20 protein-coding genes and 1 tRNA gene are annotated in these 19,680 nt (G+C 56.5%); 6 read left to right on the top strand and 15 right to left on the bottom strand.

Annotated features, from left to right (window positions below):
• Positions 1-53 precede the first annotated feature (53 nt).
• The 5 genes from SPHFLASMR4Y_RS01010 to SPHFLASMR4Y_RS00990 all read right to left on the bottom strand — a co-directional run bounded on the left by SPHFLASMR4Y_RS01010 (position 54) and on the right by SPHFLASMR4Y_RS00990 (position 2,582).
• Positions 54-130, bottom strand: a tRNA-Arg gene (locus SPHFLASMR4Y_RS01010).
• Between the two features lie 44 nt (positions 131-174).
• A complete protein-coding gene (locus SPHFLASMR4Y_RS01005) occupies positions 175-672 on the bottom strand; it encodes a DUF1178 family protein (protein ID WP_089131901.1) in 498 nt (165 codons plus the stop codon).
• Positions 669-1,502, bottom strand: a complete 834-nt coding sequence (locus SPHFLASMR4Y_RS01000) for a carbon-nitrogen hydrolase family protein (RefSeq protein WP_089131900.1) — start codon at positions 1,500-1,502, stop codon at positions 669-671. Before SPHFLASMR4Y_RS01000 ends, SPHFLASMR4Y_RS01005 begins: the two co-directional genes overlap by 4 nt.
• A gap of 6 nt (positions 1,503-1,508) precedes the next feature.
• Positions 1,509-1,766 (bottom strand): glutaredoxin 3, encoded by a 258-nt coding sequence (gene grxC, locus SPHFLASMR4Y_RS00995; RefSeq protein ID WP_089131899.1) that lies wholly within the window; start codon positions 1,764-1,766, stop codon positions 1,509-1,511.
• A gap of 78 nt (positions 1,767-1,844) precedes the next feature.
• Positions 1,845-2,582: a ComF family protein gene (locus SPHFLASMR4Y_RS00990; protein ID WP_089131898.1), complete on the bottom strand. Its 738-nt coding sequence runs from the start codon at positions 2,580-2,582 to the stop codon at positions 1,845-1,847.
• A 148-nt stretch (positions 2,583-2,730) separates the two neighbouring features.
• Between SPHFLASMR4Y_RS00990 and SPHFLASMR4Y_RS00985 the strand changes: the two genes are divergently transcribed.
• Positions 2,731-3,501 (top strand): methyltransferase domain-containing protein, encoded by a 771-nt coding sequence (locus SPHFLASMR4Y_RS00985; RefSeq protein ID WP_186266003.1) that lies wholly within the window; start codon positions 2,731-2,733, stop codon positions 3,499-3,501.
• Here the strand turns inward: SPHFLASMR4Y_RS00985 and SPHFLASMR4Y_RS00980 are convergent.
• Positions 3,498-3,920 carry a (deoxy)nucleoside triphosphate pyrophosphohydrolase gene (locus tag SPHFLASMR4Y_RS00980; protein ID WP_089131896.1) on the bottom strand — a complete coding sequence of 141 codons (423 nt, stop codon included), beginning with the start codon at positions 3,918-3,920 and terminating at the stop codon, positions 3,498-3,500. The two genes, SPHFLASMR4Y_RS00985 and SPHFLASMR4Y_RS00980, sit on opposite strands and share 4 nt — an antisense overlap.
• 92 nt (positions 3,921-4,012) lie before the next feature.
• Here SPHFLASMR4Y_RS00980 and SPHFLASMR4Y_RS00975 point away from each other — a divergent pair, with 92 nt between their 5' ends.
• Complete coding sequence (locus SPHFLASMR4Y_RS00975; RefSeq protein ID WP_089131895.1) at positions 4,013-4,186, top strand: Flp family type IVb pilin; 174 nt, start codon at positions 4,013-4,015, stop codon at positions 4,184-4,186.
• Positions 4,187-4,298: 112 nt separating this feature from the next.
• On the top strand, positions 4,299-4,463 hold the full coding sequence (locus SPHFLASMR4Y_RS00970) for a Flp family type IVb pilin (RefSeq protein ID WP_089131894.1): 165 nt from the start codon (positions 4,299-4,301) through the stop codon (positions 4,461-4,463).
• A 68-nt stretch (positions 4,464-4,531) separates the two neighbouring features.
• On the opposite strand, the gene SPHFLASMR4Y_RS00965 is transcribed toward SPHFLASMR4Y_RS00970, so the two are convergent.
• The 4 genes from SPHFLASMR4Y_RS00965 to SPHFLASMR4Y_RS00950 form a co-directional block, all read right to left on the bottom strand.
• Positions 4,532-6,031 (bottom strand): M48 family metalloprotease, encoded by a 1,500-nt coding sequence (locus SPHFLASMR4Y_RS00965; protein ID WP_089131893.1) that lies wholly within the window; start codon positions 6,029-6,031, stop codon positions 4,532-4,534.
• A 110-nt stretch (positions 6,032-6,141) separates the two neighbouring features.
• Positions 6,142-7,089, bottom strand: a complete 948-nt coding sequence (locus tag SPHFLASMR4Y_RS00960; protein WP_089131892.1) for an acetyl-CoA carboxylase carboxyltransferase subunit alpha — start codon at positions 7,087-7,089, stop codon at positions 6,142-6,144.
• Between the two features lie 31 nt (positions 7,090-7,120).
• Positions 7,121-8,017 (bottom strand): tyrosine recombinase, encoded by an 897-nt coding sequence (locus SPHFLASMR4Y_RS00955; protein ID WP_089131891.1) that lies wholly within the window; start codon positions 8,015-8,017, stop codon positions 7,121-7,123.
• 39 nt (positions 8,018-8,056) lie between these two features.
• Positions 8,057-9,634 (bottom strand): hypothetical protein, encoded by a 1,578-nt coding sequence (locus tag SPHFLASMR4Y_RS00950; protein WP_089131890.1) that lies wholly within the window; start codon positions 9,632-9,634, stop codon positions 8,057-8,059.
• Positions 9,635-10,245: 611 nt separating this feature from the next.
• On the opposite strand from SPHFLASMR4Y_RS00950, the gene SPHFLASMR4Y_RS00940 reads away from it, so the two are divergent.
• Complete coding sequence (locus SPHFLASMR4Y_RS00940; protein WP_260807132.1) at positions 10,246-10,722, top strand: shikimate kinase; 477 nt, start codon at positions 10,246-10,248, stop codon at positions 10,720-10,722.
• Positions 10,719-11,819 carry a 3-dehydroquinate synthase gene (gene aroB, locus SPHFLASMR4Y_RS00935; RefSeq protein ID WP_089131887.1) on the top strand — a complete coding sequence of 367 codons (1,101 nt, stop codon included), beginning with the start codon at positions 10,719-10,721 and terminating at the stop codon, positions 11,817-11,819. Before SPHFLASMR4Y_RS00940 ends, aroB begins: the two co-directional genes overlap by 4 nt.
• 21 nt (positions 11,820-11,840) lie before the next feature.
• Here aroB and SPHFLASMR4Y_RS00930 read toward each other — a convergent pair whose 3' ends face one another.
• Genes SPHFLASMR4Y_RS00930 through radA form a run of 4 tightly spaced genes read right to left on the bottom strand, consistent with a single transcriptional unit; the run spans position 11,841 to position 15,946 of the window.
• Positions 11,841-13,607 (bottom strand): monovalent cation:proton antiporter-2 (CPA2) family protein, encoded by a 1,767-nt coding sequence (locus SPHFLASMR4Y_RS00930; RefSeq protein ID WP_089131886.1) that lies wholly within the window; start codon positions 13,605-13,607, stop codon positions 11,841-11,843.
• Between the two features lie 3 nt (positions 13,608-13,610).
• Positions 13,611-14,051 (bottom strand): iron-sulfur cluster assembly scaffold protein, encoded by a 441-nt coding sequence (locus SPHFLASMR4Y_RS00925; RefSeq protein WP_089131885.1) that lies wholly within the window; start codon positions 14,049-14,051, stop codon positions 13,611-13,613.
• Positions 14,051-14,572 carry a CvpA family protein gene (locus SPHFLASMR4Y_RS00920; RefSeq protein WP_089131884.1) on the bottom strand — a complete coding sequence of 174 codons (522 nt, stop codon included), beginning with the start codon at positions 14,570-14,572 and terminating at the stop codon, positions 14,051-14,053. Before SPHFLASMR4Y_RS00920 ends, SPHFLASMR4Y_RS00925 begins: the two co-directional genes overlap by 1 nt.
• Before the next feature lie 9 nt (positions 14,573-14,581).
• Positions 14,582-15,946 (bottom strand): DNA repair protein RadA, encoded by a 1,365-nt coding sequence (radA, locus tag SPHFLASMR4Y_RS00915; protein ID WP_089131883.1) that lies wholly within the window; start codon positions 15,944-15,946, stop codon positions 14,582-14,584.
• Between the two features lie 318 nt (positions 15,947-16,264).
• On the opposite strand from radA, the gene SPHFLASMR4Y_RS00910 reads away from it, so the two are divergent.
• Positions 16,265-18,616 carry a patatin-like protein gene (locus SPHFLASMR4Y_RS00910; protein ID WP_089131882.1) on the top strand — a complete coding sequence of 784 codons (2,352 nt, stop codon included), beginning with the start codon at positions 16,265-16,267 and terminating at the stop codon, positions 18,614-18,616.
• On the opposite strand, the gene SPHFLASMR4Y_RS00905 is transcribed toward SPHFLASMR4Y_RS00910, so the two are convergent.
• Positions 18,617-19,564, bottom strand: coding sequence for an MBL fold metallo-hydrolase (locus SPHFLASMR4Y_RS00905; RefSeq protein ID WP_089131881.1), 948 nt, complete (start codon positions 19,562-19,564; stop codon positions 18,617-18,619).
• Positions 19,565-19,680: the final 116 nt, after the last annotated feature.

The following is a 19,680-nucleotide window of genomic DNA, read 5'->3' as shown; positions in this document are numbered from 1 at the left end:
GCTTGCTGGAATTATACTGCCAATGGGTAATTTCTCCTAAGTCATTGAAATCATGGTGCGCCCGACAGGATTCGAACCTGTGGCCCCCAGATTAGGAATCTGATGCTCTATCCGACTGAGCTACGGGCGCTTGGTGGAGGAAGGTTTAGCGGCATCGATGGGAGCGCGCCACCGTCAATTTTTGGATTCCGGCGGTAAGACCGGAAGAGGCAACGGCAGCGCCGCAATACCTTCCTCCGCCAGTTCATCGACTTCCTCGAGAGAGGCCGTACCATGTATCGGTTTTTCCTCCGCTTCCCCGTAGTGGATGTCCCGTGCTCGGTCGGCAAATTTGTCACCGACCCATTCGGATTTGGCGAGCATCTCTGCTTGCGCCTTTGCCAATTTTCCGATCACCTCCACATATTCGGCCGGCACGGCCACTTCATTGGCAACCGGTCTGGGGGTGACCGGCGGTTCGGACCGATTCTCCGCCGACACGGCCGCCGCTGGCTCCTGATTACCTTTCCGGCCAAGATTCGGCGCCATCACAGCCTTCGAGATATTGCGGCTGCCGCATATTGGGCAGTCCAGCAAGCCGCGGGCCTGCTGATCAGCATAATCGCTCGAGGATCCGAACCAGCCCTCGAAACGATGCTCACCATCCGCACATATTAGGTCAAAAATAATCATGCGTCCGTTACCGGCAATTCGAATCTCTTGCGATTTGCAACAGCGGGAATCCGAGAGCGCACCTCCTGCACTTTCTTCATATCCAGATCACAGAACCCCAGCCCTTCCCCTTCGCCCATGTCGAGCAATATGTCTCCCCACGGATCGATCACCATCGAGTGACCATAGGTCGAGCGACCATCTTCATGTTGGCCATATTGCCCCGCCGCAACCACGAAGGCACCCGCCTCGATGGCGCGCGCCCTCAACAGTATCTGCCAATGGGCCCGCCCGGTGGGGACGGTAAAGGCCGCTGGCACCGACAAAATATCAGCGCCAGCGTTGGTCAGTGCTTCATAAAGCCCGGGAAACCGCAGATCATAGCAAATCGACATTCCCAGCATAGCTTCGGGGACTGCCGCAACCACTGCATTGTGACCTCCGGCATAAGCAGAAGACTCCCGCTGCGACTCCTCCGGACCCAAATCGACGTCAAACAGATGGATCTTGTCATAGCGCGCCGTAATGTCGCCCGCAGGATTAATCAGATAGGAGCGGTTGATCCATTTCCCGCCAGGGTCGTCGGGGCTAGTGATCGCCAGAGACCCCAGTTGCACCCACATTCCGGCCTTTTTTGCCTCGGATCGAACGGCTGCTAAAACAGCATCATCCGATTCACTTCGGATCGAAGCTGCCGCGCGTGAACGATCCCGGTCCAGCAGTCCGCTCATCTCGGGAGTAAAGATGACTGTAGCACCTGCGGCTGCGGCATCCGCTATCAGCGAACGAAGCCGATCGGCATTTTCCACAGGGACAATGCCGCTGTTCATCTGGGCCAGCGCGATTTTCAAACCGGTTCAGCCTGCCAAAAGCGCATCGAGTTCGCCCGACCGGTCGAGCGCAGCGAGATCATCCGATCCGCCAATATGCCGGCCATCGATGAAAATTTGCGGAACCGTCATTCTGCCGCCCGAACGCTGGATCATTTCCTCACGTTTTTCGCCGCCCATGCTGATATCCGTTTCTTCAAAACTGACATTTTTACCCTCCAGCAAGGCCTTGGCGCGGAAGCAGAAGCCACAGGTAAATTTGGTATATATTTCAACTTTAGCCATATTATATTCTCTCTAGCCTGAGTCTGCAAATGGGCTGTTCGCGCAACAATTTCAAGCGGTGGCAATGGGCCCAGAATTTCAGACATGTTCCGATTTGCTTATAACCCGTGCCCAGCAGAAAACGAGCACTTGATTGGCTCCCGCTTTTTTCAGCAACCGCGCGCAGGCATTGCTAGTCGATCCGCTGGTATAAACGTCATCGACCAGCACTACCGATTTACCGGCGAGCGCAAGTCGGGCATCCGGCCGCAGCTCGAACGCCTTATCAACAATTCTTCGACGCTGCGTGCCACTCATGCCTCTCAGCGGCGGAGTGACTTTGCTGCGGATAATTACATCATAGTCCATGATCATCACCGAATTGCGGGCGAGTTCCCGGCCGATCAAAACCGATTGGTTGAACCCGCGTCGCCATAGCCGCGATCGATGGAGCGGCACCGGCACGATGATCGATCCTTCATGGCAATCCGCAACATATTTTTGCAGATGTCCAGCGATCAGCTTCGCCAGACCCAGTCGCGTGCCATATTTGAGCCGCATCGCAATCAACGCGCTCAGATCGTCATAGCGCACAACCGCTCGCACCCCATCATGGTCAGGCTTGTCCACCAGACATTTCACACAGAGATTCTCGCCAGGATGCTCGAAAACCAGGGGTATGCCGCAAGCCGTACACCAGGGTTTTGCCAGAAAGTCGAGTTGCTGCCAGCAAGACAAGCAGAAACGATTGTCTCCTACCACAGTGACGCCACAGATTGGGCATCTCGGTGGCAAGGCAAAATCTACAATCGGTCCAAATAGCGCTCGTAACGGCATTTGATCTTTTTGTCTGGCGCTCCTAAAGCCGCAAGACCCTATGACCGATACAGTCAATTATCCCGAAGTTTTTGATCGCAAACGGCGTCGCACGGTGCGTGATCGCGCCTATGCGCGGGCGAATGGCGACGATTTCTTTTCCCATCTCATGACCGAGGAAATTCTGGAGCGTCTCGAAGTGGTGAAACGCGATTTTCGGCGTGCCCTCGTGATCGGACTGCCCGCTCCGATGCTGCGCACTGAGCTTCAGGCGCGCGGCATTTCTGTGATCGTCGCGGATTCCAGCACGGTTTTGGCGAAAACATGTGGCGATGTAATCTGTGACGATGATCGCCTCCCCTTTGCTGATCACAGTTTTGATCTGATTATCAATATAGGATCTCTCGACACTATCAATGACCTGCCAGGCGCTCTTGTTCTGGCTCGCAGAATATTGATACCTGATGGACTGATGCTGGCAGCATTTATCTGTGCGGAAAGCTTTCTGGCGCTGAAATCAATATTGATGGCGGCCGAGGAAGATCGTGTTTCGGCTCATGTCCACCCCCAGATCGACGTACGGACGGCTGGCGACCTTATGGCGCGCGCGGGCTTGACGATGCCGGTTGCCGACACTGACTCCTTGCGCCTGAAATATTCCAGCTTCGATCGCCTGGTCTCTGACATCAGGGATGCAGGGGGAAGCAACATCCTCTCCGGCGGACCGTCTCCTATCGGGCGAGAGGTCTACCGGAGGCTGCAGCACCTCTATCAAAGACAGGCAGAAGATGATGGGAAATTCGCTGAGTGCGTAACGCTATTATATCTTTGCGCATGGTCACCACATCCGAATCAGCCTAAACCCGCGCGCCGGGGAAGCGGTCAGGTATCACTCTCCACGACGCTATCAGGAGAGCACAAGCGCCTGCCGGACGATTAAGCCGAAGTGCGAAGCCTGTTCGCCAGTTTTTGAACCAGTGGACCATCAGCCGGCGGCATCGGCAGATTACGGATAGCTTCTATTTCCAGCCACTGCACGTCCTGCAATTCGGCGCTCCGGACATCACCTGACCATTTTTTACCGATATACAGAAGCAGAATCAGATGCCGGGCTCCCAGAGCGTCACTGGCGAACGTGACAGGCTCCAGGTCGGCCTCGTCAACATCGATCCCCAACTCCTCTTTCAGCTCACGAACCAGCGCGGCTTCCGGCGTTTCACCAATTTCAACCTTACCGCCGGGAAACTCCCACAGCCCCGCCATCGGTTTGCCTGCCGGGCGCTTCTGCACCAGAATTCTGCCATTTTGATCGACTAACGCTGCAGCGACAACAAACAGGATTGTCGGATTTTTTTCCATTATTTTATGCGATGTAAGGATTTTGTTAATCCATTTCTGTGAGAGAGGGGATGTTCACGACTTAGCAGAACTTTATCCGCGTTGAGAGAGACATGTTTGACATTTTGAAACAAATATATCTTTCCGACAAGGGCGCAACCGCTGTTGAATATGGATTGATACTGGCTCTCATAGCACTCACCGTGATTGTATCGGTAGCCAGCGTCGCCAACAGGACAGTGGGCATGTGGGATGACGTTGCCAATGAGGTTACCGACGTTTCATAAATGTGTCCCGGGCTTAAAATCTTGGTAAGGTTTTCGGTTTAAGATGTTGAACATTGGATGTGAATTGGATCCAATTGGGTAAGTGAAGTTTGTCAAATCTAGGAGACCAGACATGAAATTCGTACGTAAAATGTTCAAGAACGAAGAAGGCGCAACGGCTATTGAATATGGCCTTATCGCTGCTCTGATCGCTGTTGCAGCAATTGTTGCAATGGGTCAGCTGGGTAACACCCTCAGCAACACCTTCTCCGAAGTTGACAATTCGATGGCTGGCTAATCTTCGGATTAAGCAAGCAAAGGGGACGGCAGCCTGACGGCTGCCGTCTTTTTTTGTGCCGGTAGAATTCAATAGGTGATGATTTTCACCTTCTGCCCCACGCGAAGCCCGTCTTTTGCGTTCAAGCGATTGAGCACGAGAAACCGGTCCTGCTGATAGCTGGTATAGGCCATGCGCGAAGAGAGGCTAGAAATAGTGTCTCCGCTTTTGACCGTCACGACATCGACTTTACGAGACCTTATAGCGGCTGCCTCTGTGCTCGTTAGCCTGTTCATACTCTGATATAGAGGTGAGAAAACAGAGGCATTTCCAGCAGGAGCGATCGTCGCGAAATGAAACGCACTGCTTTTTGAAAATTCATAGGCAAAAACGGTGACATCAACCGGTCCATTGCTGCTCTCGACTCTCGCAATCGCATAGAATGCAGGCAGCCCGTTGACCGTTGTTCCCTGGATATCGCCGTAGGATATACTTTTGCCTTCACCGGCAAGCCCCTTAAACGCTGCGTCGATATACGTGGTCATATTCCCGTTATACGCGGCGGTCGTAAACTGGCCCTGCCCCCCGGAACCTGTAATGGAAACCGCACGAGCACCATTTTGCATGGAGTAACCGTTTGGAACGGTGAATTTCAGCTTCAGGTCACGATGCAGAAAATTGTTACCTTCGATCACGCCCTGTTTGGGATCATCACCGTACATTATGCCATCGAGATTTTGCAGAAACTGGTCGCGATTGCGAACACCGCCAGATCGTGCCAACTTATTTGCATTGGTTGCCGCACGGGAAACCCTGCGGGCCGGATCAGGATGGGTACTGGCCCATTCGGGCGTACTGCGGGCATCACGTCCGGCCGCCCGCGCGTCAATGGCGGATTGTGCCGCCAGCGAATACAGCATGGATGAAAGGGCTTGAGGATCATATCCCGCCGAAGCCAGATAACGGATGCCCAGATCGTCGGCTTCATATTCCTGCTTGCGGGAATATTTTAGGGTCAGCAACTGACTGCCCGTGCCGAAAATTTGCTGACCAAGTCGACCAAGAGAGGAATCGCCCAGCAACACTTGAGACCCGATCTGTCCCAAAATTCCCAAAATACTGTTGCGTGTGGCCGCCTTCTGGCGCTTTTCACTATGTCTGGCAGCGACATGGCCGACTTCGTGGCCAAGAACACCTGCCATTTCCGCTTCATCATTCATCAACGCCATCAACTGTCGTGTGAGATAGACATATCCACCGGGAATGGCGAAAGCGTTATTCACGGGGCTATTGAGAAGCGTCACTGTAAAATCGCTGCGAGCGTTACCAAGACCCGACTGGACCGCTATATTCTGCCCGACTCCCACGACATACCCGACTTGTGGGCCAGTATATGCGCCACCGAATTCTTCCAGCAACTGAGGATGGGCTTCCGCGCCCTGCCGCTTTTCAGCCGCCGATATCGACCGCGCCTCGCCGGCCTGACTTCCCGCCGAATTGACAGCTCCGGCATCAGCGCCGCTGCCTGTACATGCTACTAGGGCAATGACGCCGGCGGCACTCATCAGTTTTGTCGAAAATTGTCTCATATCAGGCTCCTCATGGTCGCAATGTATAAGAACTGATCACTCGGTAAAGAGTTCCACCTGTAAAATGACGTTTCCGACATCAAAGCCGACGGAAAAGCTGGATTCTGTGCTTAAAGCGAACCGATTTCCAGGAATTTTTCACGGCGCAGCCGTCTCAGCTCTTCACGATCAAGCTTTCCGAGCTGCTCAAACTCTTCCTCGATCGCCTTGCCCAGCGATGCGATGGCCAAGGTCCGGTCGCGGTGTGCACCGCCCACGGGCTCGTCGATAATCCGATCAACGACACCCAGCTTTTCAAGGCTTTGGGCTGTGATCTGCATGGCATCGGCGGCGACATCGGCTTTGTCTCCCGTCCGCCACAGGATTGATGCGCAGCCTTCGGGAGAAATGACAGAATAGACGGCATGTTCAAACATCAGGACGCGTTCTGCAGCAGCCAGCGCAACAGCTCCGCCTGAACCGCCTTCCCCAACGATGATCGCCACCATCGGGACACCGAGCGAAAGGCATTTTTCGGTGGACCGGGCTATCGCCTCGGCCTGCCCACGTTCTTCGGCGGACACCCCCGGGAATGCGCCCGATGTATCAACGAGTGTCAGAACCGGAAGCGAAAACCGGTCAGCCATATCCATAAGACGAATGGCTTTGCGATATCCCTCGGGCTTGCCCATTCCGAAGTTATGCCGCAAGCGGCTTTCCGTGTCGTCCCCCTTCTCATGGCCAATGACAACCATCCGGCGGTCTCCCATTCGAGCGAAGCCACCAATAATTGCCTGATCATCACCAAAATTCCGGTCGCCCCCCAGCGGAACGAACTCGTCAAACAGGCCAGCGGTAAAGTCCTTGAAATGCGGGCGCTCCGGATGACGAGCGACCTGCGTCTTCTGCCAGGGCGACAATTTGGCATATGTGTCGCTCAGCATTTTGGCAGATTTGACCTGCAACTTCTCGATTTCCGTTTCGATATCAAGAGAGCCTTCATCCGCAGTATCTCTGAGTTCCAGAATACGGGCTTCCAGCGCGGCGATGGGTTTTTCAAAATCGAGATAAGATGTCATAAAAACGAGTTAGAACCGGACAAGCAAAACGTCAACGCGCGAGATCCACTTGGCCCAATGGATGACGATTATTCACCAGTTCAACCAGACGGGTGCTGTCGATATGAGTATATATCTGTGTGGTGCTTATGTCGCTGTGCCCCAACAGCGTCTGCAATGCCCTTAAATCCGCGCCGCCTTCCAACAAATGCGTTGCGAAGGCATGACGCAGAACGTGCGGGCTGATTTTTGCCGGACTGATGCCTGCTCTCGCAGCATGCTCCTTGATGATCTGAAACAATCTTACGCGACTAATATGTCCCGTCCGCGACGGAAAAAGCCACTTTTCCTGAGGATCAACAAATTCTGCCCACCGCCTTACGGCACTGCGGGCTTGTTGGGAAATCGGCACTAGCCGTTCTTTGTCTCCCTTCCCTTTGATGATCAAAAAGGGTTTGTCGCCGGTGATTGACGATCGCGGCAAAGCGACAAGTTCGCTCGCTCGCAGCCCGGAGCCGTATAAAAGCTCCATAATCGCGGCCAGTCTGGCCATCGAGGCCTTCACTGGCGCTCGTCCCAGGTCTTCTGCAATCAACTGGAACAGGCTTGCGATTTCAGCGTGAGAGAGGGTCTTAGGCAAGGATCTCGAAAGTCCGGGTCTCGGAAGAGCATCAGAAGGATCATCGTCGCGAAAGCCTTCTTCCACGAGAAAACCGAAAAAGCGTCGCAGGCTGGAAGATTTTCGCGCGACTGTGCTATTCTGTAGCGCGCGCCAATGCGATGACAATCTGCTGATGGCATCACGATCGGCGCTAGACAGACGTCCACCGAAAATGGCTGAGGCCTGCTCCAAATCAGTTTGATAAGCCGACAACGTATGCCGGGATACGCCTGCTTCCGCGACGAGCATTTCGAGAAAGCGTTCAATCAGATTGGCATCATCGCTCATATCACGCACGAATAGACCTCAGCGCGGATAAAGCAAAGCCTATGTCCGGGTCAGGGCTTCGGCCGCAATCATGCGCGCTTCGGGCTCAAGACCGACGCGTTTTAAGCTTTGCATGATATGATACAGGTGCAGTGGCGACATGACGTTCCAGTCTCGGCCCTGCATTCCTACTGCGACGAGCAATGCCACCGTTCCAGACTGGCCGCGTCGCGCTGCGGACTGGATAGCCCTCGTCCACTTGGTGGTCCGCTTCAGGTTCAAATCCAGATCAGCTGCAAAGTCATCAATCGTTTGTTGGTCAGCTCTTCCCAGGCCAGCGATCGCAGCCAGCAAGAATTTGCTGCGGAGGAGGTCGTCGCTACCATCATTGCCTCCAAAATCATCCAGCCCGTCATAAGAGACAGTGATGTTGCTCGGCGAGGAAACGGCCAACAGCGCCCAAGCATCACTTCCCTGATCAACTACATCGGCCCATCTTGCGGCGCTGCGGTCCAGGCCAGCAGAAAGCATGGAAGCAACCAATTCGGAACTCTCATCGCCAAGCGCAGCCGACGGCGGGATTTTAGCCGCAGCACGAGCTGTCAGTATTTTCGCTGAATATCGCGTTAGCGCACCGTTGGAGCGTCCCCACAGATCACGCATGGCAGCCAACCGCGATTGTGCCGTATCATTCGTATATGCCTGACGTAACGTAGAAGCCAAAGCCTTTCTGTCATCGCCCGTCTCGGGATCATCATAAGCAGCAGCATAGAGATCAATCATTGCCTGGCTGGATAACACGCCAATCGCGGCTGCGTAATCGGCCGCCTTCATCCGGGAATCGATGGAAAGCATCGGCGCACGAGCGCGCCATCCCTGGACATGGCGACCCGCTTGGGCATAGAGGCGGTCCGGCGGTTCCACGCCTGTCGCAACGCCCAAACCGAAACGCCAGTTGTTAAAATACTCAATATCATCCCAGAGGATGGTCACGGCTCGTCGACCTTCGAAACCGGCCCCAATCGTCTTTTCGGCCAGCAAATAATCGATGCCAGTGGCAACCCTGTCGCGCCGTGCCCGCTGCAACAAGCTGGTCGCACGGCTTTGTTCGCCGGTCAGAGAAGCACATATCGGCCGGAACATGATCCATGTCGGAGCATCACTGACCCGGGCTCCGCCTTCAACCAGAGGACAAACTCCGGCAGGATCCGCTGTCGCCAGATGCGCCTGCATCGCCACTTCGTAAAGACGCGGTGTAAAATTGCCTCCATCCACTTTGAGGACCAGTGAACGGGCCGCATCGGCTTCACCCATAAGCAACAGGCGCCATGCACGTGCAGCCGCCCAATCCGCAGGATTGACATTTTCCGGACTGATCACCTTGCTCAGCAAGGCGCGGCGAAGCAAAATAGAAGCCCAGCGGGAGAGGATCGGGCCGTTCAGGTTACGGATCAAGTTGGTCAGATATTGCCCGCCTTCTTCGCCAAATGCATCTCTTGGCAGGCCGTTATATTTTGGCGTCAAAACTCCGATCTCTGCCATGGAACGCCGCTCGCCTGCAGACAGGGCATATTGCGGCTGGAGCGCGTCATCCAACGCATTCAGATCCAGTTCCCCGTTTTCATCGAGCGCCAGCAACGATCTATCCAGTTCGGTTGGCGCAACATTTCGATCAGCAGAAGTGTCGTCGGATGGTGCAACCGTTTGAGGACTGACCGGACGCGCCGACACGGGACCTGGAGCTGGAGTAGGCGTGCTTTCCGGCGCGGGCCTCGGAGCGGGGGTCGGAACCGGAGCTGGCTCGCCAAAGCCGGGAGGCAAAAGTGACTCCGGAGAATTTTGTCCCAAAACCGGAATTGCCGCGAAAAGCGCGCCGATGCTGACAGCGGCCAAAGATATATGTTTGATCCGCATCTGCATCTTATTGCAAATCATCACCAATTACGGGCTTTTCGACCGGCTGTAGCGGCTGTTCGACGTCCATCGAGGCCAAAGCCAGTGCCGCTCCGATCAGGATTGCGACGAATAATATAAGAAAAACCAACTGACGCGGCATCAATGAGACTCAATCTTTCAAACGGTTAAAAAAACTGGCTGAGTCAGCATTGGAATTTGCACCCGTAGCCAACCCTTGTATAGCCTTTGCCCCAATGGACAAAAACATAAAAGCCTCTTTCGACAAATCAGACGGAAATTCCGGTGAAACGCCGGATTTCGTGCCCGACAGACCTATTGTGTTGGTCGGATTGATGGGAGTGGGCAAAACCACGGTCGGTCGGCGACTGGCGAAGCGCCTGGGTCTGGACTTTGTTGATGCAGACGAAGAAATCGAGCAGGCGGCCGGACTTACGGTTGAAGAGATATTCAACCGTTTTGGCGAAGATTATTTCCGCGACGGCGAACGGCGCGTTATCGCGCGGCTGATGGATGGCGAGCGCCAGATTATCGCAACGGGCGGCGGTGCATTCATGAATCCGGAAACACGCGCCCTGATTCAGGAGAAGGCTCTTTCGATCTGGCTGGATGCGGACCTCGATACATTGGTGAAACGTGTCGCCCGGCGCAACACCCGCCCCTTGTTGAAATCAGGCGATCCGGCAAAAATTTTGGCTGATCTGGCAGAAATCCGCAATCCGGTATACGCCACCGCGCATATTCATATCATGGGCAATGATTCGCCGCATGAAATAACCGTTGAAAAGATAATTGAGGCATTGCAGCGTTGACCCAGATCACAGTCGAACTCGGCGAACATAGCTACCCCATCTTGGTCGAACCAGGCGCTCTGGCGCAAGCCGCCGAGCATTTGCGCCCTTTCGCAAGCAACCAACGGCTTTTCGTTTTGACCGATCGAAATGTAGAGCCACAGCTCCTCCCCCAATTGCAGCGAGCCTTCAACGACAGCGGGATCGAGCTTATCGTCAAAATCCTGCCGGCGGGAGAAACGAGCAAGAGTTGGCGCCAACTGGAACTGGTGACCGATTGGTTGCTAAGCCAGGGTATAGAACGTTCCGACACGCTGGTAGCACTCGGCGGCGGCGTCATTGGCGATCTTACCGGGTTTGCCGCGGCGATCGTCAAGCGCGGTTGCCGGTTCGTCCAGATCCCTACCAGCCTGCTCGCACAAGTCGACAGCAGCGTCGGCGGCAAGACTGCGATCAATTGCTCGGCTGGCAAGAATCTCATCGGAAGTTTCAACCAGCCGCGCTTTGTGCTGATCGACCCGCTTGTGCTGAACAGCCTCCCGGACCGGGAGTTGCGGGCTGGCTATGCCGAAGTGGTCAAATATGGCTTGATCAACGATGCCAGTTTTTTTGCCTGGTGCGAGACCAATGGCTTCAAGATGCTCGATCGCGACCCTGATGCCCTCAGCAAGGCAATCATCCATAGCGTACAGGCGAAGGCGCTGATTGTCGGAGAAGATGAAAAGGAACTTAGCGGTCGTCGGGCCTTGCTAAATCTGGGTCATACCTTTGGGCATGCTCTCGAAGCGGAAACCGGTTTCTCCGACAAACTCGTGCACGGCGAAGCTGTTGCTGCAGGGATGGCGCTGGCCTTCGCCTATTCGGTACGGCGTGGCCATTGCGATATTGCGGACGCGGAGCGTGTCAGGGCCCATTTACAGGCTGCAAACCTACCCTATGACCTCGCCACCGCTTCGGTGCGCACTTCCGGCCAGCGGTTGGTCGAGCATATGATGCACGACAAGAAAATGAGCGGCGGCACCCTGCCCTTCCTGCTTGCCAACGGCATCGGCCAGTCCTTTCTGGCGAAGGATGTCGAGCTCGATGACGTGGCTGCATTTCTGGACTCTTCAACCTGAGCAAGCGCGGCAAGTCGAAAGTCAGAGTTTCCTGTCGGGATTATTTTCGTATCTGAGTTCGGCTCCAGCGAGCATGTCTCCGCCCGATTTCATTTGTGCCTCTAGCCGGTCACAATCACGCTGACGGAATTCTTCCTCCACCTCTTCGATCAGACTGCTGTCGAGATCGATTGCAAACATGGTCTGTCGAGCGAGATGAATCGCGGATTCAAACATTTCCCGTTTCATGCCGACGATGCCAAGCCCCTTCAGCGCTATCAATTGTCGGCGATCATAGACCCGGACGAACATCTTGGTTTCCGGAAAGGACTGCACGATCGCGCGCGCCTGTTCCGGTCCGAAATCCCCGTCATCCATGCAAAAGACAATCGCGTCCGCATCATCGGCACCGGCGCGTCGCAGAAGGTCAACACGAGTGCCATCTCCATAGAAGACCTTCGCTCCGAACCTCTGGTGAAGATCGATCTGCTCCGGCTTGATGTCAATTAGAGTCAGCGGAATCTTGGCCGCCATCAGCATCTGCGACACGGTCTGTCCGAAACGCCCCTGCCCGACCACGATGACCGATGCCCGGTCCGCATTGGCCGGGTCCTCGAGATTGGTAGATGACGAGGAGCCACCATTGCTGAACCGGCGCGCAAGCAGCATCAAAAACGGTGTGGTCGCCATCGAGATTGTGATGATCGCGCCAAACAGGCTGCTCGCTTCAGGTTCGATCAAAAGCGCCTTTTCCGCCTCGGAGAATAGCACGAAGCCGAATTCTCCGCCCTGGCTAAGCAACATGCCCATCGCCAACGCCGCATTGGTCTCCATGCCGAACAGCTTGCCCAATCCAAAAATGATTGCGATTTTGACTGCTACCAGCACAATTGCCGCCCCGAGCACAAATCCGGGATTTTCGATGACCACATTGACATCCAGCATCATCCCGACAGCTAGGAAGAAGAAGCCGAGCAACAGCGAGCGAAACGGATCGATATCGGCTTCCAGTTCATGGCGATACGGCGAGTTGGCAAGCATAACCCCGGCAATGAAAGCGCCCAGAGCCGGCGAAAGTCCGATAAATTCCATCAACGTTGCGCCGCCGAGAACAGCCACCAGCCCGGCAACGATGAACAATTCGCGTTCGGCAATCCTGCCGATCACCTTGAGCAGCGGCTGCAGAAGATATCTTCCGGCGAGAATCAACCCACCGATCGCCAGTATCGCGTAAAGCGCGGTCATCCATCCGGACGGTCCGCCCTCGTCCTGAGGTGCGCGCGACAGAGCCGCTATGATGGTCAGAAGCGGAATGATCGACAGATCCTGAAACAGCAGGATCGAGAAGGCTTTTTCGCCCGTCGGCGTGTTCAGTCTGCCCGAGGATTGCAGCATGGGCAGCACCTGCGCGGTGGAGGACAGCGCCAGCGGCAGACCGATCGCGATCGATGCCGCAAGGGTGAAATTGGTCGTCGCCATGATCAGCAGGAACAGCGCAATGCCGCACAGCACCACTTGACTCATCCCCAATCCAAAGATCGCCTGTCGCAGCCGCATGAGACGCGCCGGTGCCAATTCCAGCCCGACGATGAACAGCAGCAGGATGATTCCGATCTCGGAAAATTCCAGGATCGTCCGGGCATTGCTGATCAGCTCGAACCCGTGCGGGCCGATCAGGACACCAGCGATGAGATAGCCGAGAACCGCTCCGATCCCGAACCGCCGGAAGATCAGCACCATCACCAGGGCCGCGCCGAGCATGACAAAGCCGCCCAACAGCAAATCGGCCATATGCGCTTCGGATTCCATTGGTCAGGTTCCCTCCTGATTGGCGACGGCATCCGTCAATGCTGCAATCACCGCGTCATAGGGAAGCAATATTGCAGCGTGTCGGCCCTTGTGATCCCGAGCGGGCACCAGCTTGTCCATATCCGGCCAGGGTCCCGGCGTGCCGTTGGATCCGGCCAGAAAGGCTGCCAGAGAGTCCCGCACAGCGCCGATTTCTTCGGCGGTTCTTCCGACAGCTTGCGCGCCCAAAATGGCGGCGGATGCCTGGCCCAGCGCGCAGGCGTTTATTTCAAGGCCCAGATCCTGCAATTCGCCCTTTTCGGTCACCCGCACATCTGCGGCAACCTTGCTGCCGCATGTCCGCGATCGCCGCTCTGCTGTGCCCTCAGGATTATCCAGCCTATGTTGATGGGGGATCGATACCGCCAGGCGCAAAATCTCACGGGTGTAGAGCGCTCCGCTCATCAATCCGCTACCGCTTGCTCTTTGTCCGGCATACGCTGTTCCTCGACAAAGTCCACCATAGCCTTCCCACTCGCATTGAGCAGTGGATAGGTGCGGGAGTTCGCGAGCCATTCCGGTCGCGGCTCGTCCGCACCGTATACTGTGTCATACAGCAAAACCAGCAGCAGATAGATCAATGTGGCGCCGATAAGCCCCTTGATCATGCCGAAACCAAAACCCAGCACACGGTCTATGGGGCCGAGCACGGATTTCCGCGATCGCGCACCGATCGAGCGGGCCAGCCAGCGACCAAGCGCATAGATAACAATCACGATCGACGCGAAAGCCAGCACCGAGGCGCCGCTCTCGCTTCCCACCGGGCTTATCAGCCGTTCGTAAATCGGCGTATGCAGCATCCGCACGCCGAGCACGACCAATATCCAGACAACAAGCGAAAGCGCTTCCTGAACGAACCCCCTCAGGAATCCGAGCACCGCAGCTCCACCCATCAAAACCAGAACAAATATATCAAGACCCGTCATGGGCTCTAGCTAGTCACGGTCGAGCATATGGTCAACGAGATTGGCGAGTTTCGCAAATTGCAATTTCTTCATCGCGTCGCTGCTTTTTTCGCCGGAAGCCGGGATGAGCGCGCGATCAAAACCGAGCTTGGATGCTTCTTTCAGGCGCAGAGGTGTTCGTGAAACCGGCCGGATTTCTCCGGACAGCGCAATTTCGCCGAATATCACGGCGTCACTGGGCATGGGCCGTTCGGCATGGGCGGAGATCAACGCCGCAGCAACCGCCAGATCAGCGGCAGGGTCGGTGAGCCGATAGCCGCCGGCGACATTGAGATAGACCTCCGCGCCTGAGAAGCTGAGCCCGCAGCGCGCTTCCAGCACCGCCAAGATCATCGCCAGCCGCGAACTGTCCCATCCGACCACCGAACGCCGTGGGGTTGCGCCACTCGCCAACCGAACAGTCAGCGCCTGGATCTCGACCAGTACGGGACGGGTGCCCTCCATCGCCGGGAATACCGTCGCTCCGGTGACTTCTTCGCTGCGGTCAGTCAGGAACAGAGCTGAGGGATTGACCACTTCGGTGAGGCCTTTTTCTTCCATCGCGAAAACGCCGATTTCGTCGGTGCCGCCAAAGCGGTTCTTGATCGAGCGAAGGATGCGATATTGATGGCTGCGCTCCCCTTCGAAGCTCATCACCGTGTCGACCATATGTTCGAGCACGCGCGGGCCGGCGATATTGCCATCCTTGGTGACATGGCCAACCAGCATGACCATCGTGCCATGTTCCTTGGCAAACTTGATGATTTCCTGTGCCGAGGCCCGCACCTGGCTTACTGTTCCCGGGGCGCCCTCGATCAGATCGCTGTGCATCGTCTGGATCGAATCGATCACGACAAAATCGGGCGCATCGCGGCCGAGGGTCGTCAATATGTCGCGAACAGAGGTTGCCGAAGCCAACTTGACCGGCGCTTTGCCCAGCCCCAGTCGTCGCGCCCGCAGACGCACCTGATCCGCCGCTTCCTCGCCCGAAATATAGGCAACCGACAGTCCTGCTTCGGCCAGTCGTGCAGAAACCTGTAACAAAAGCGTCGATTTGCCAATCCCCGGATCGCCGCCCATCAACGTGGCAGAACCGGTCACCAGTCCGCCGCCGACAGCGCGGTCGAATTCGGCGATACCGGTCTTTTTACGGTCGGGCAGCGCAATTTCGCTGTCCAGCCCGACCAGCCGCACCTCACGCCCGCCGCTTTGCAGATTATGCTTCGACGCGAACACGGTTTCGCCCGCTTCTTCGACCAGCGTATTCCACTCGCCACAATCGCCGCATTGCCCTTCCCAGCGATGCGCGATCGAGCCGCAATTCTGACAGACATATTTTTTCTTTGGTTTTGCCATGAGGCTTATCTAGCAGAACAAATAAGGAACGCCAGTGCTTTTGCCTCAAAAAATTTTGACAGGATCACAAGGGTGGCATCTCTTGAAGGGCAAATGATTTCAGGCTTGAAAGCCTGTAAAAAGACGCAAACCAAATCACTCTCTCTCGTGCCGTCATCCTGTTTACAGTTCATATGTCTGTTTTGGCAACGCGGCAGCGGAATAGGAAAGCCCGGTTTGATATGCCATAGCGGGAGGAGGATCCCGCGACATATATTCGCGCTTCCCGAGCGGTGCATTACGGGTTGCACCCGCACCGCCATCCTGTAGGTAAAAGCCATGCGGCAGAAAGAACTCAGACTGGCCTTGATCTGCTATGGCGGCGTGAGCCTTGCCATCTACATGCATGGTATCACCAAGGAAATCTGGAAGCTCGCTCAGGCCAGCCGGGATTTTCACGATGGTGCGCGGGTCGACCAGTGCAGCCGCGGTATTTACTATGATATATTGGAATGGCTGGAGCAGGAGACGGGCACGAGACTGCGCATTCTGCCGGACATTATTTCCGGTGCCAGCGCCGGAGGGATCAATGGAATATTCCTGTCTCAGGCGATCCTGTCGGGCCAGTCACTCGATCCGCTGACCGACTTGTGGCTCGACACCGCCGATGTCGACAAGCTCCTCGATCCCGATGCGCGCCCCCTCTCCCGCTTCTCCAAATTCTGGGCCGAGCCAATTGCCTGGATGGCGCTGGGTCGCAAGGGCGGAGCCGTCGAGCAGACGGTCTCGAAGGAGGCCCAGGAAGAAGTCAAGATGAAGCTCTCGCGCTTCGTCCGTGCCCGCTGGTTCGCCCCACCCTTTGGCGGCAAGGTCTTCAGTGGCCTGATCTGGGATGCGCTGGCCGCGGTGCGGGCCACCGAGCGCGGACCACGCCTGCTGCCGCCGGGCCAGCCTCTCGACCTGTTTGTCACGGTTACAGATTTTGTCGGACATCCGGAAAAACTGCAACTGCACAGCCCGCCCGAAGCGCTCGAGATGGAACATCGCATAACCATCGGCTTTTCCACCCGAGGCAAGCGAGATGACGCGATTGCCGATCCGGCAGCGCTGACCTTTGCCGGCAGAGCCACGGCCAGCTTTCCCGGTGCATTCCCCCCATTCACAGTGCGGGAACTGGACGATCTGCTTGCAGACCATGACTATGTCTGGGAGGGGCGCTCGGCCTTTCTGAAGCGGATATTGCCCAACCAGTTTCGCGCCGGCACAGCGGAGGATACGGTACTGATCGACGGTTCGGTCCTCGCCAATGCGCCTTTTGCCCAGGCGATCGAAGCTTTGAAGAACCGGCCAGCCAAGCGCCAGGTGGACCGCCGTTTCGTCTATATCGACCCCCGCCCCGATCTTGATGTGGCGAAAAGCGACAAAGCGACACAACGCCTGCAGGCGGCGCAGGAGTCCGAAGGCGAAGCGCTTCCCGGCTTCTTCTCGACAATTTTCGGAGCGATCTCGAACATCCCCCGCGAGCAGCCGATCCGCGACAATCTCAATGCCATTGCCGGACGGTCGAACCGAATCACCCAGATGCGACTGATCACGGAAAACCTGCGCGGCGAAGTCGAACAGCATGTCGAGAGTCTGTTCGGACGCACCTTTTTCCTCGACCGGCCGACGCCTGCCCGGGTGGCAGCCTGGCGCCGGAAGTCGCGAGACAAGGCGGCCAAGCTTTCCGGCTTTTCCTACAGCGCCTACGGACATCTCAAACTGGCAACGGTGATCGAGGATATCGCCCACACCGTCCGGCGCGCGAAACCCGATCCCAACGGCCACAATCATCCCGGCCTGCGCAGCGCATTATGGACGGAGATACGCCGTCTCGGTCTCGACAATGTCGGCCAGAAAAGCGGCGGACCGACCAGACTGGCGGCGGAGTTTTTCCGCCAGCACGATCTTGGTTTTCGGGTCAGGAGGCTGCGTTTCATGGCCCGGCAGCTTGCCGAAGATCTCGACCGCGCCAGTCCTGCCGATGCCGAGGTGATGGAAGGCATGCACGATGTCATCTACGACTGCCTTTCGCTCTACATCGAACGCGAAACCATCGACTTTCTCGGCGATGAATTCGTCGGCCTCGCCGAGCAGGCAGAGGACCATCCGGGACCGCTGCTGGAGGCGCTGGCCAAGGCACGCGACCTGACCGCGGCCGACGCGGTCGTCGACGCCAGGCTCGCCGAAGCACTGGCAGTAATCCCAAAGGCAGAGAAGCGGTCGATGCTGCTCGCCTTCCTCGGCTTTCCCTTCTACGATATTGCCACCCTGCCGCTGTTGCAGGGCGAAGGGCTGGACGAATTCGACCCGATCAAGGTCGACCGCATCTCGCCGGAAGATGCCAAGACAATTCGCAAGGGCGGCGTGGCAGCGACATTGAAGGGCATTGAGTTCAACAATTTCGGTGCCTTTTTCAGCCGCAGCTATCGCGAGAATGACTATCTCTGGGGCCGCCTGCACGGGGCCGAGCGGATGATCGACATCATCTTCTCCACCCTGCCCGACTCAAAACGCCCCGAAGGCGAAACCATCCTGGCGTTCAAGAAGACCATCTTCCGCAAGATCGTCGACGAAGAGGAACCGCGGCTGACCAAGGTCAGATCGCTGATCGCTGCCTTGCGCGAAGAGATCGAGGCCGCGACCCTCTAGCTAGTGCGCATGGTCCTCCTTGTGGGCCGGCTGTTCCAGACTCTTGTAGACGGCTTCGACAAAGGCATCGCCCTTGATGAAGGCGTCGGGATTGATGTCCCATTGCGCGGCCGGCTTCATTGCCAGGATCTGATCGAGCGTCTTGCCCTCGCCCTGTGCCTTTTCGACCGCGCCGATCACCGATTTCAGCATATCGCGATAAGCGACCAGATCCGCCTTGGTCGCCATCGGTCCGTGGCCCGGGATGATCTTGCTATCTTCATCCACCATGGCCAGCACCTTCTCTGCCGCCGCCAGCACGCCGCGGACATTACCGCCGCTGTTGAGGTCGATGAAAGGCAGGCTCATTTTGCTGAAGAACAGATCGCCCATGTGCAGCACATTGGCTTTCTTCCAGAAGATGACGCTATCGCCGTCGGTGTGACCGTGTTTCATATGCATGACCTGCACCTCGTCACCGTTGAGATGCAGCTTCAGACCGTCATGATAGGTGACCGTGGGCAAGGCATCGACCGGGGACGCCGGATCATTGCCGCGGCCCGTTTTCTGGATGCCCAGCATTCGTTCGCGAACATGATCGTGCGCCATGATCAACGCGCCGGCCTTGCCGAAATTCTCGTTTCCGCCGCTATGGTCGCCGTGCCAGTGGGTGTTGATCAGATAGGTCACCGGATCCGCGCCAAGGTCAGCGATCGCGGCCTGGATTTTCGGCGTCAATGGCGCGAACTGGTCGTCGATTAACACGGTTCCATCGGGCCCGTAGGAAACGCCGATATTGCCACCCGCACCGAAAAGAACTGCAACTCCCTCAGCCAGAGGTTCGGCCTTGATTTCAACCGAAGCAAAACGGTCCGTTTCCTGGGCATTACTCTCGCTGCAAGCGGACAGCACCAATGGAGATGCTGCAAGCAGCAAGGCGGAGAAGGTTTGCGATATCGGCTTAGACATTTGTAATATCTCCTGTTTTTCCGTCGAATCCGTGATTACAGACGGCTATCGATTATACGAACCATGCCGGTTCAGGCCCCCGCCTTCTCTGGGGTGACACTCGAACATTAACATTG

Source organism: Sphingorhabdus sp. SMR4y, assembly GCF_002218195.1.
Taxonomy (GTDB): Bacteria; Pseudomonadota; Alphaproteobacteria; order Sphingomonadales; family Sphingomonadaceae; genus Parasphingorhabdus.
Note: the sequence above shows the minus strand (reverse complement) of the source record. Positions and strands in the feature narration are given on the sequence as shown.

What these genes read in the sequence shown, in the direction of transcription:
- SPHFLASMR4Y_RS00965 (WP_089131893.1), bottom strand. Translation starts at nt 6,031, where the DNA reads ATGAGACAATTTTCGACAAAACTGATGAGTGCCGCCGGCGTCATTGCC.
- SPHFLASMR4Y_RS00955 (WP_089131891.1), bottom strand. Translation starts at nt 8,017, where the DNA reads ATGAGCGATGATGCCAATCTGATTGAACGCTTTCTCGAAATGCTCGTC.
- SPHFLASMR4Y_RS00905 (WP_089131881.1), bottom strand. Translation starts at nt 19,564, where the DNA reads ATGTCTAAGCCGATATCGCAAACCTTCTCCGCCTTGCTGCTTGCAGCA.
- SPHFLASMR4Y_RS00920 (WP_089131884.1), bottom strand. Translation starts at nt 14,572, where the DNA reads ATGACGGGTCTTGATATATTTGTTCTGGTTTTGATGGGTGGAGCTGCG.
- SPHFLASMR4Y_RS00990 (WP_089131898.1), bottom strand. Translation starts at nt 2,582, where the DNA reads ATGCCGTTACGAGCGCTATTTGGACCGATTGTAGATTTTGCCTTGCCA.
- SPHFLASMR4Y_RS00970 (WP_089131894.1), top strand. Translation starts at nt 4,299, where the DNA reads ATGAAATTCGTACGTAAAATGTTCAAGAACGAAGAAGGCGCAACGGCT.
- SPHFLASMR4Y_RS00910 (WP_089131882.1), top strand. Translation starts at nt 16,265, where the DNA reads ATGCGGCAGAAAGAACTCAGACTGGCCTTGATCTGCTATGGCGGCGTG.
- SPHFLASMR4Y_RS00980 (WP_089131896.1), bottom strand. Translation starts at nt 3,920, where the DNA reads ATGGAAAAAAATCCGACAATCCTGTTTGTTGTCGCTGCAGCGTTAGTC.
- SPHFLASMR4Y_RS00960 (WP_089131892.1), bottom strand. Translation starts at nt 7,089, where the DNA reads ATGACATCTTATCTCGATTTTGAAAAACCCATCGCCGCGCTGGAAGCC.
- SPHFLASMR4Y_RS01005 (WP_089131901.1), bottom strand. Translation starts at nt 672, where the DNA reads ATGATTATTTTTGACCTAATATGTGCGGATGGTGAGCATCGTTTCGAG.
- SPHFLASMR4Y_RS00925 (WP_089131885.1), bottom strand. Translation starts at nt 14,051, where the DNA reads ATGAGCGGAGCGCTCTACACCCGTGAGATTTTGCGCCTGGCGGTATCG.
- radA (WP_089131883.1), bottom strand. Translation starts at nt 15,946, where the DNA reads ATGGCAAAACCAAAGAAAAAATATGTCTGTCAGAATTGCGGCTCGATC.
- grxC (WP_089131899.1), bottom strand. Translation starts at nt 1,766, where the DNA reads ATGGCTAAAGTTGAAATATATACCAAATTTACCTGTGGCTTCTGCTTC.
- SPHFLASMR4Y_RS00985 (WP_186266003.1), top strand. Translation starts at nt 2,731, where the DNA reads ATGACCGAGGAAATTCTGGAGCGTCTCGAAGTGGTGAAACGCGATTTT.
- SPHFLASMR4Y_RS00940 (WP_260807132.1), top strand. Translation starts at nt 10,246, where the DNA reads ATGGGAGTGGGCAAAACCACGGTCGGTCGGCGACTGGCGAAGCGCCTG.
- SPHFLASMR4Y_RS00930 (WP_089131886.1), bottom strand. Translation starts at nt 13,607, where the DNA reads ATGGAATCCGAAGCGCATATGGCCGATTTGCTGTTGGGCGGCTTTGTC.
- SPHFLASMR4Y_RS00975 (WP_089131895.1), top strand. Translation starts at nt 4,013, where the DNA reads ATGTTTGACATTTTGAAACAAATATATCTTTCCGACAAGGGCGCAACC.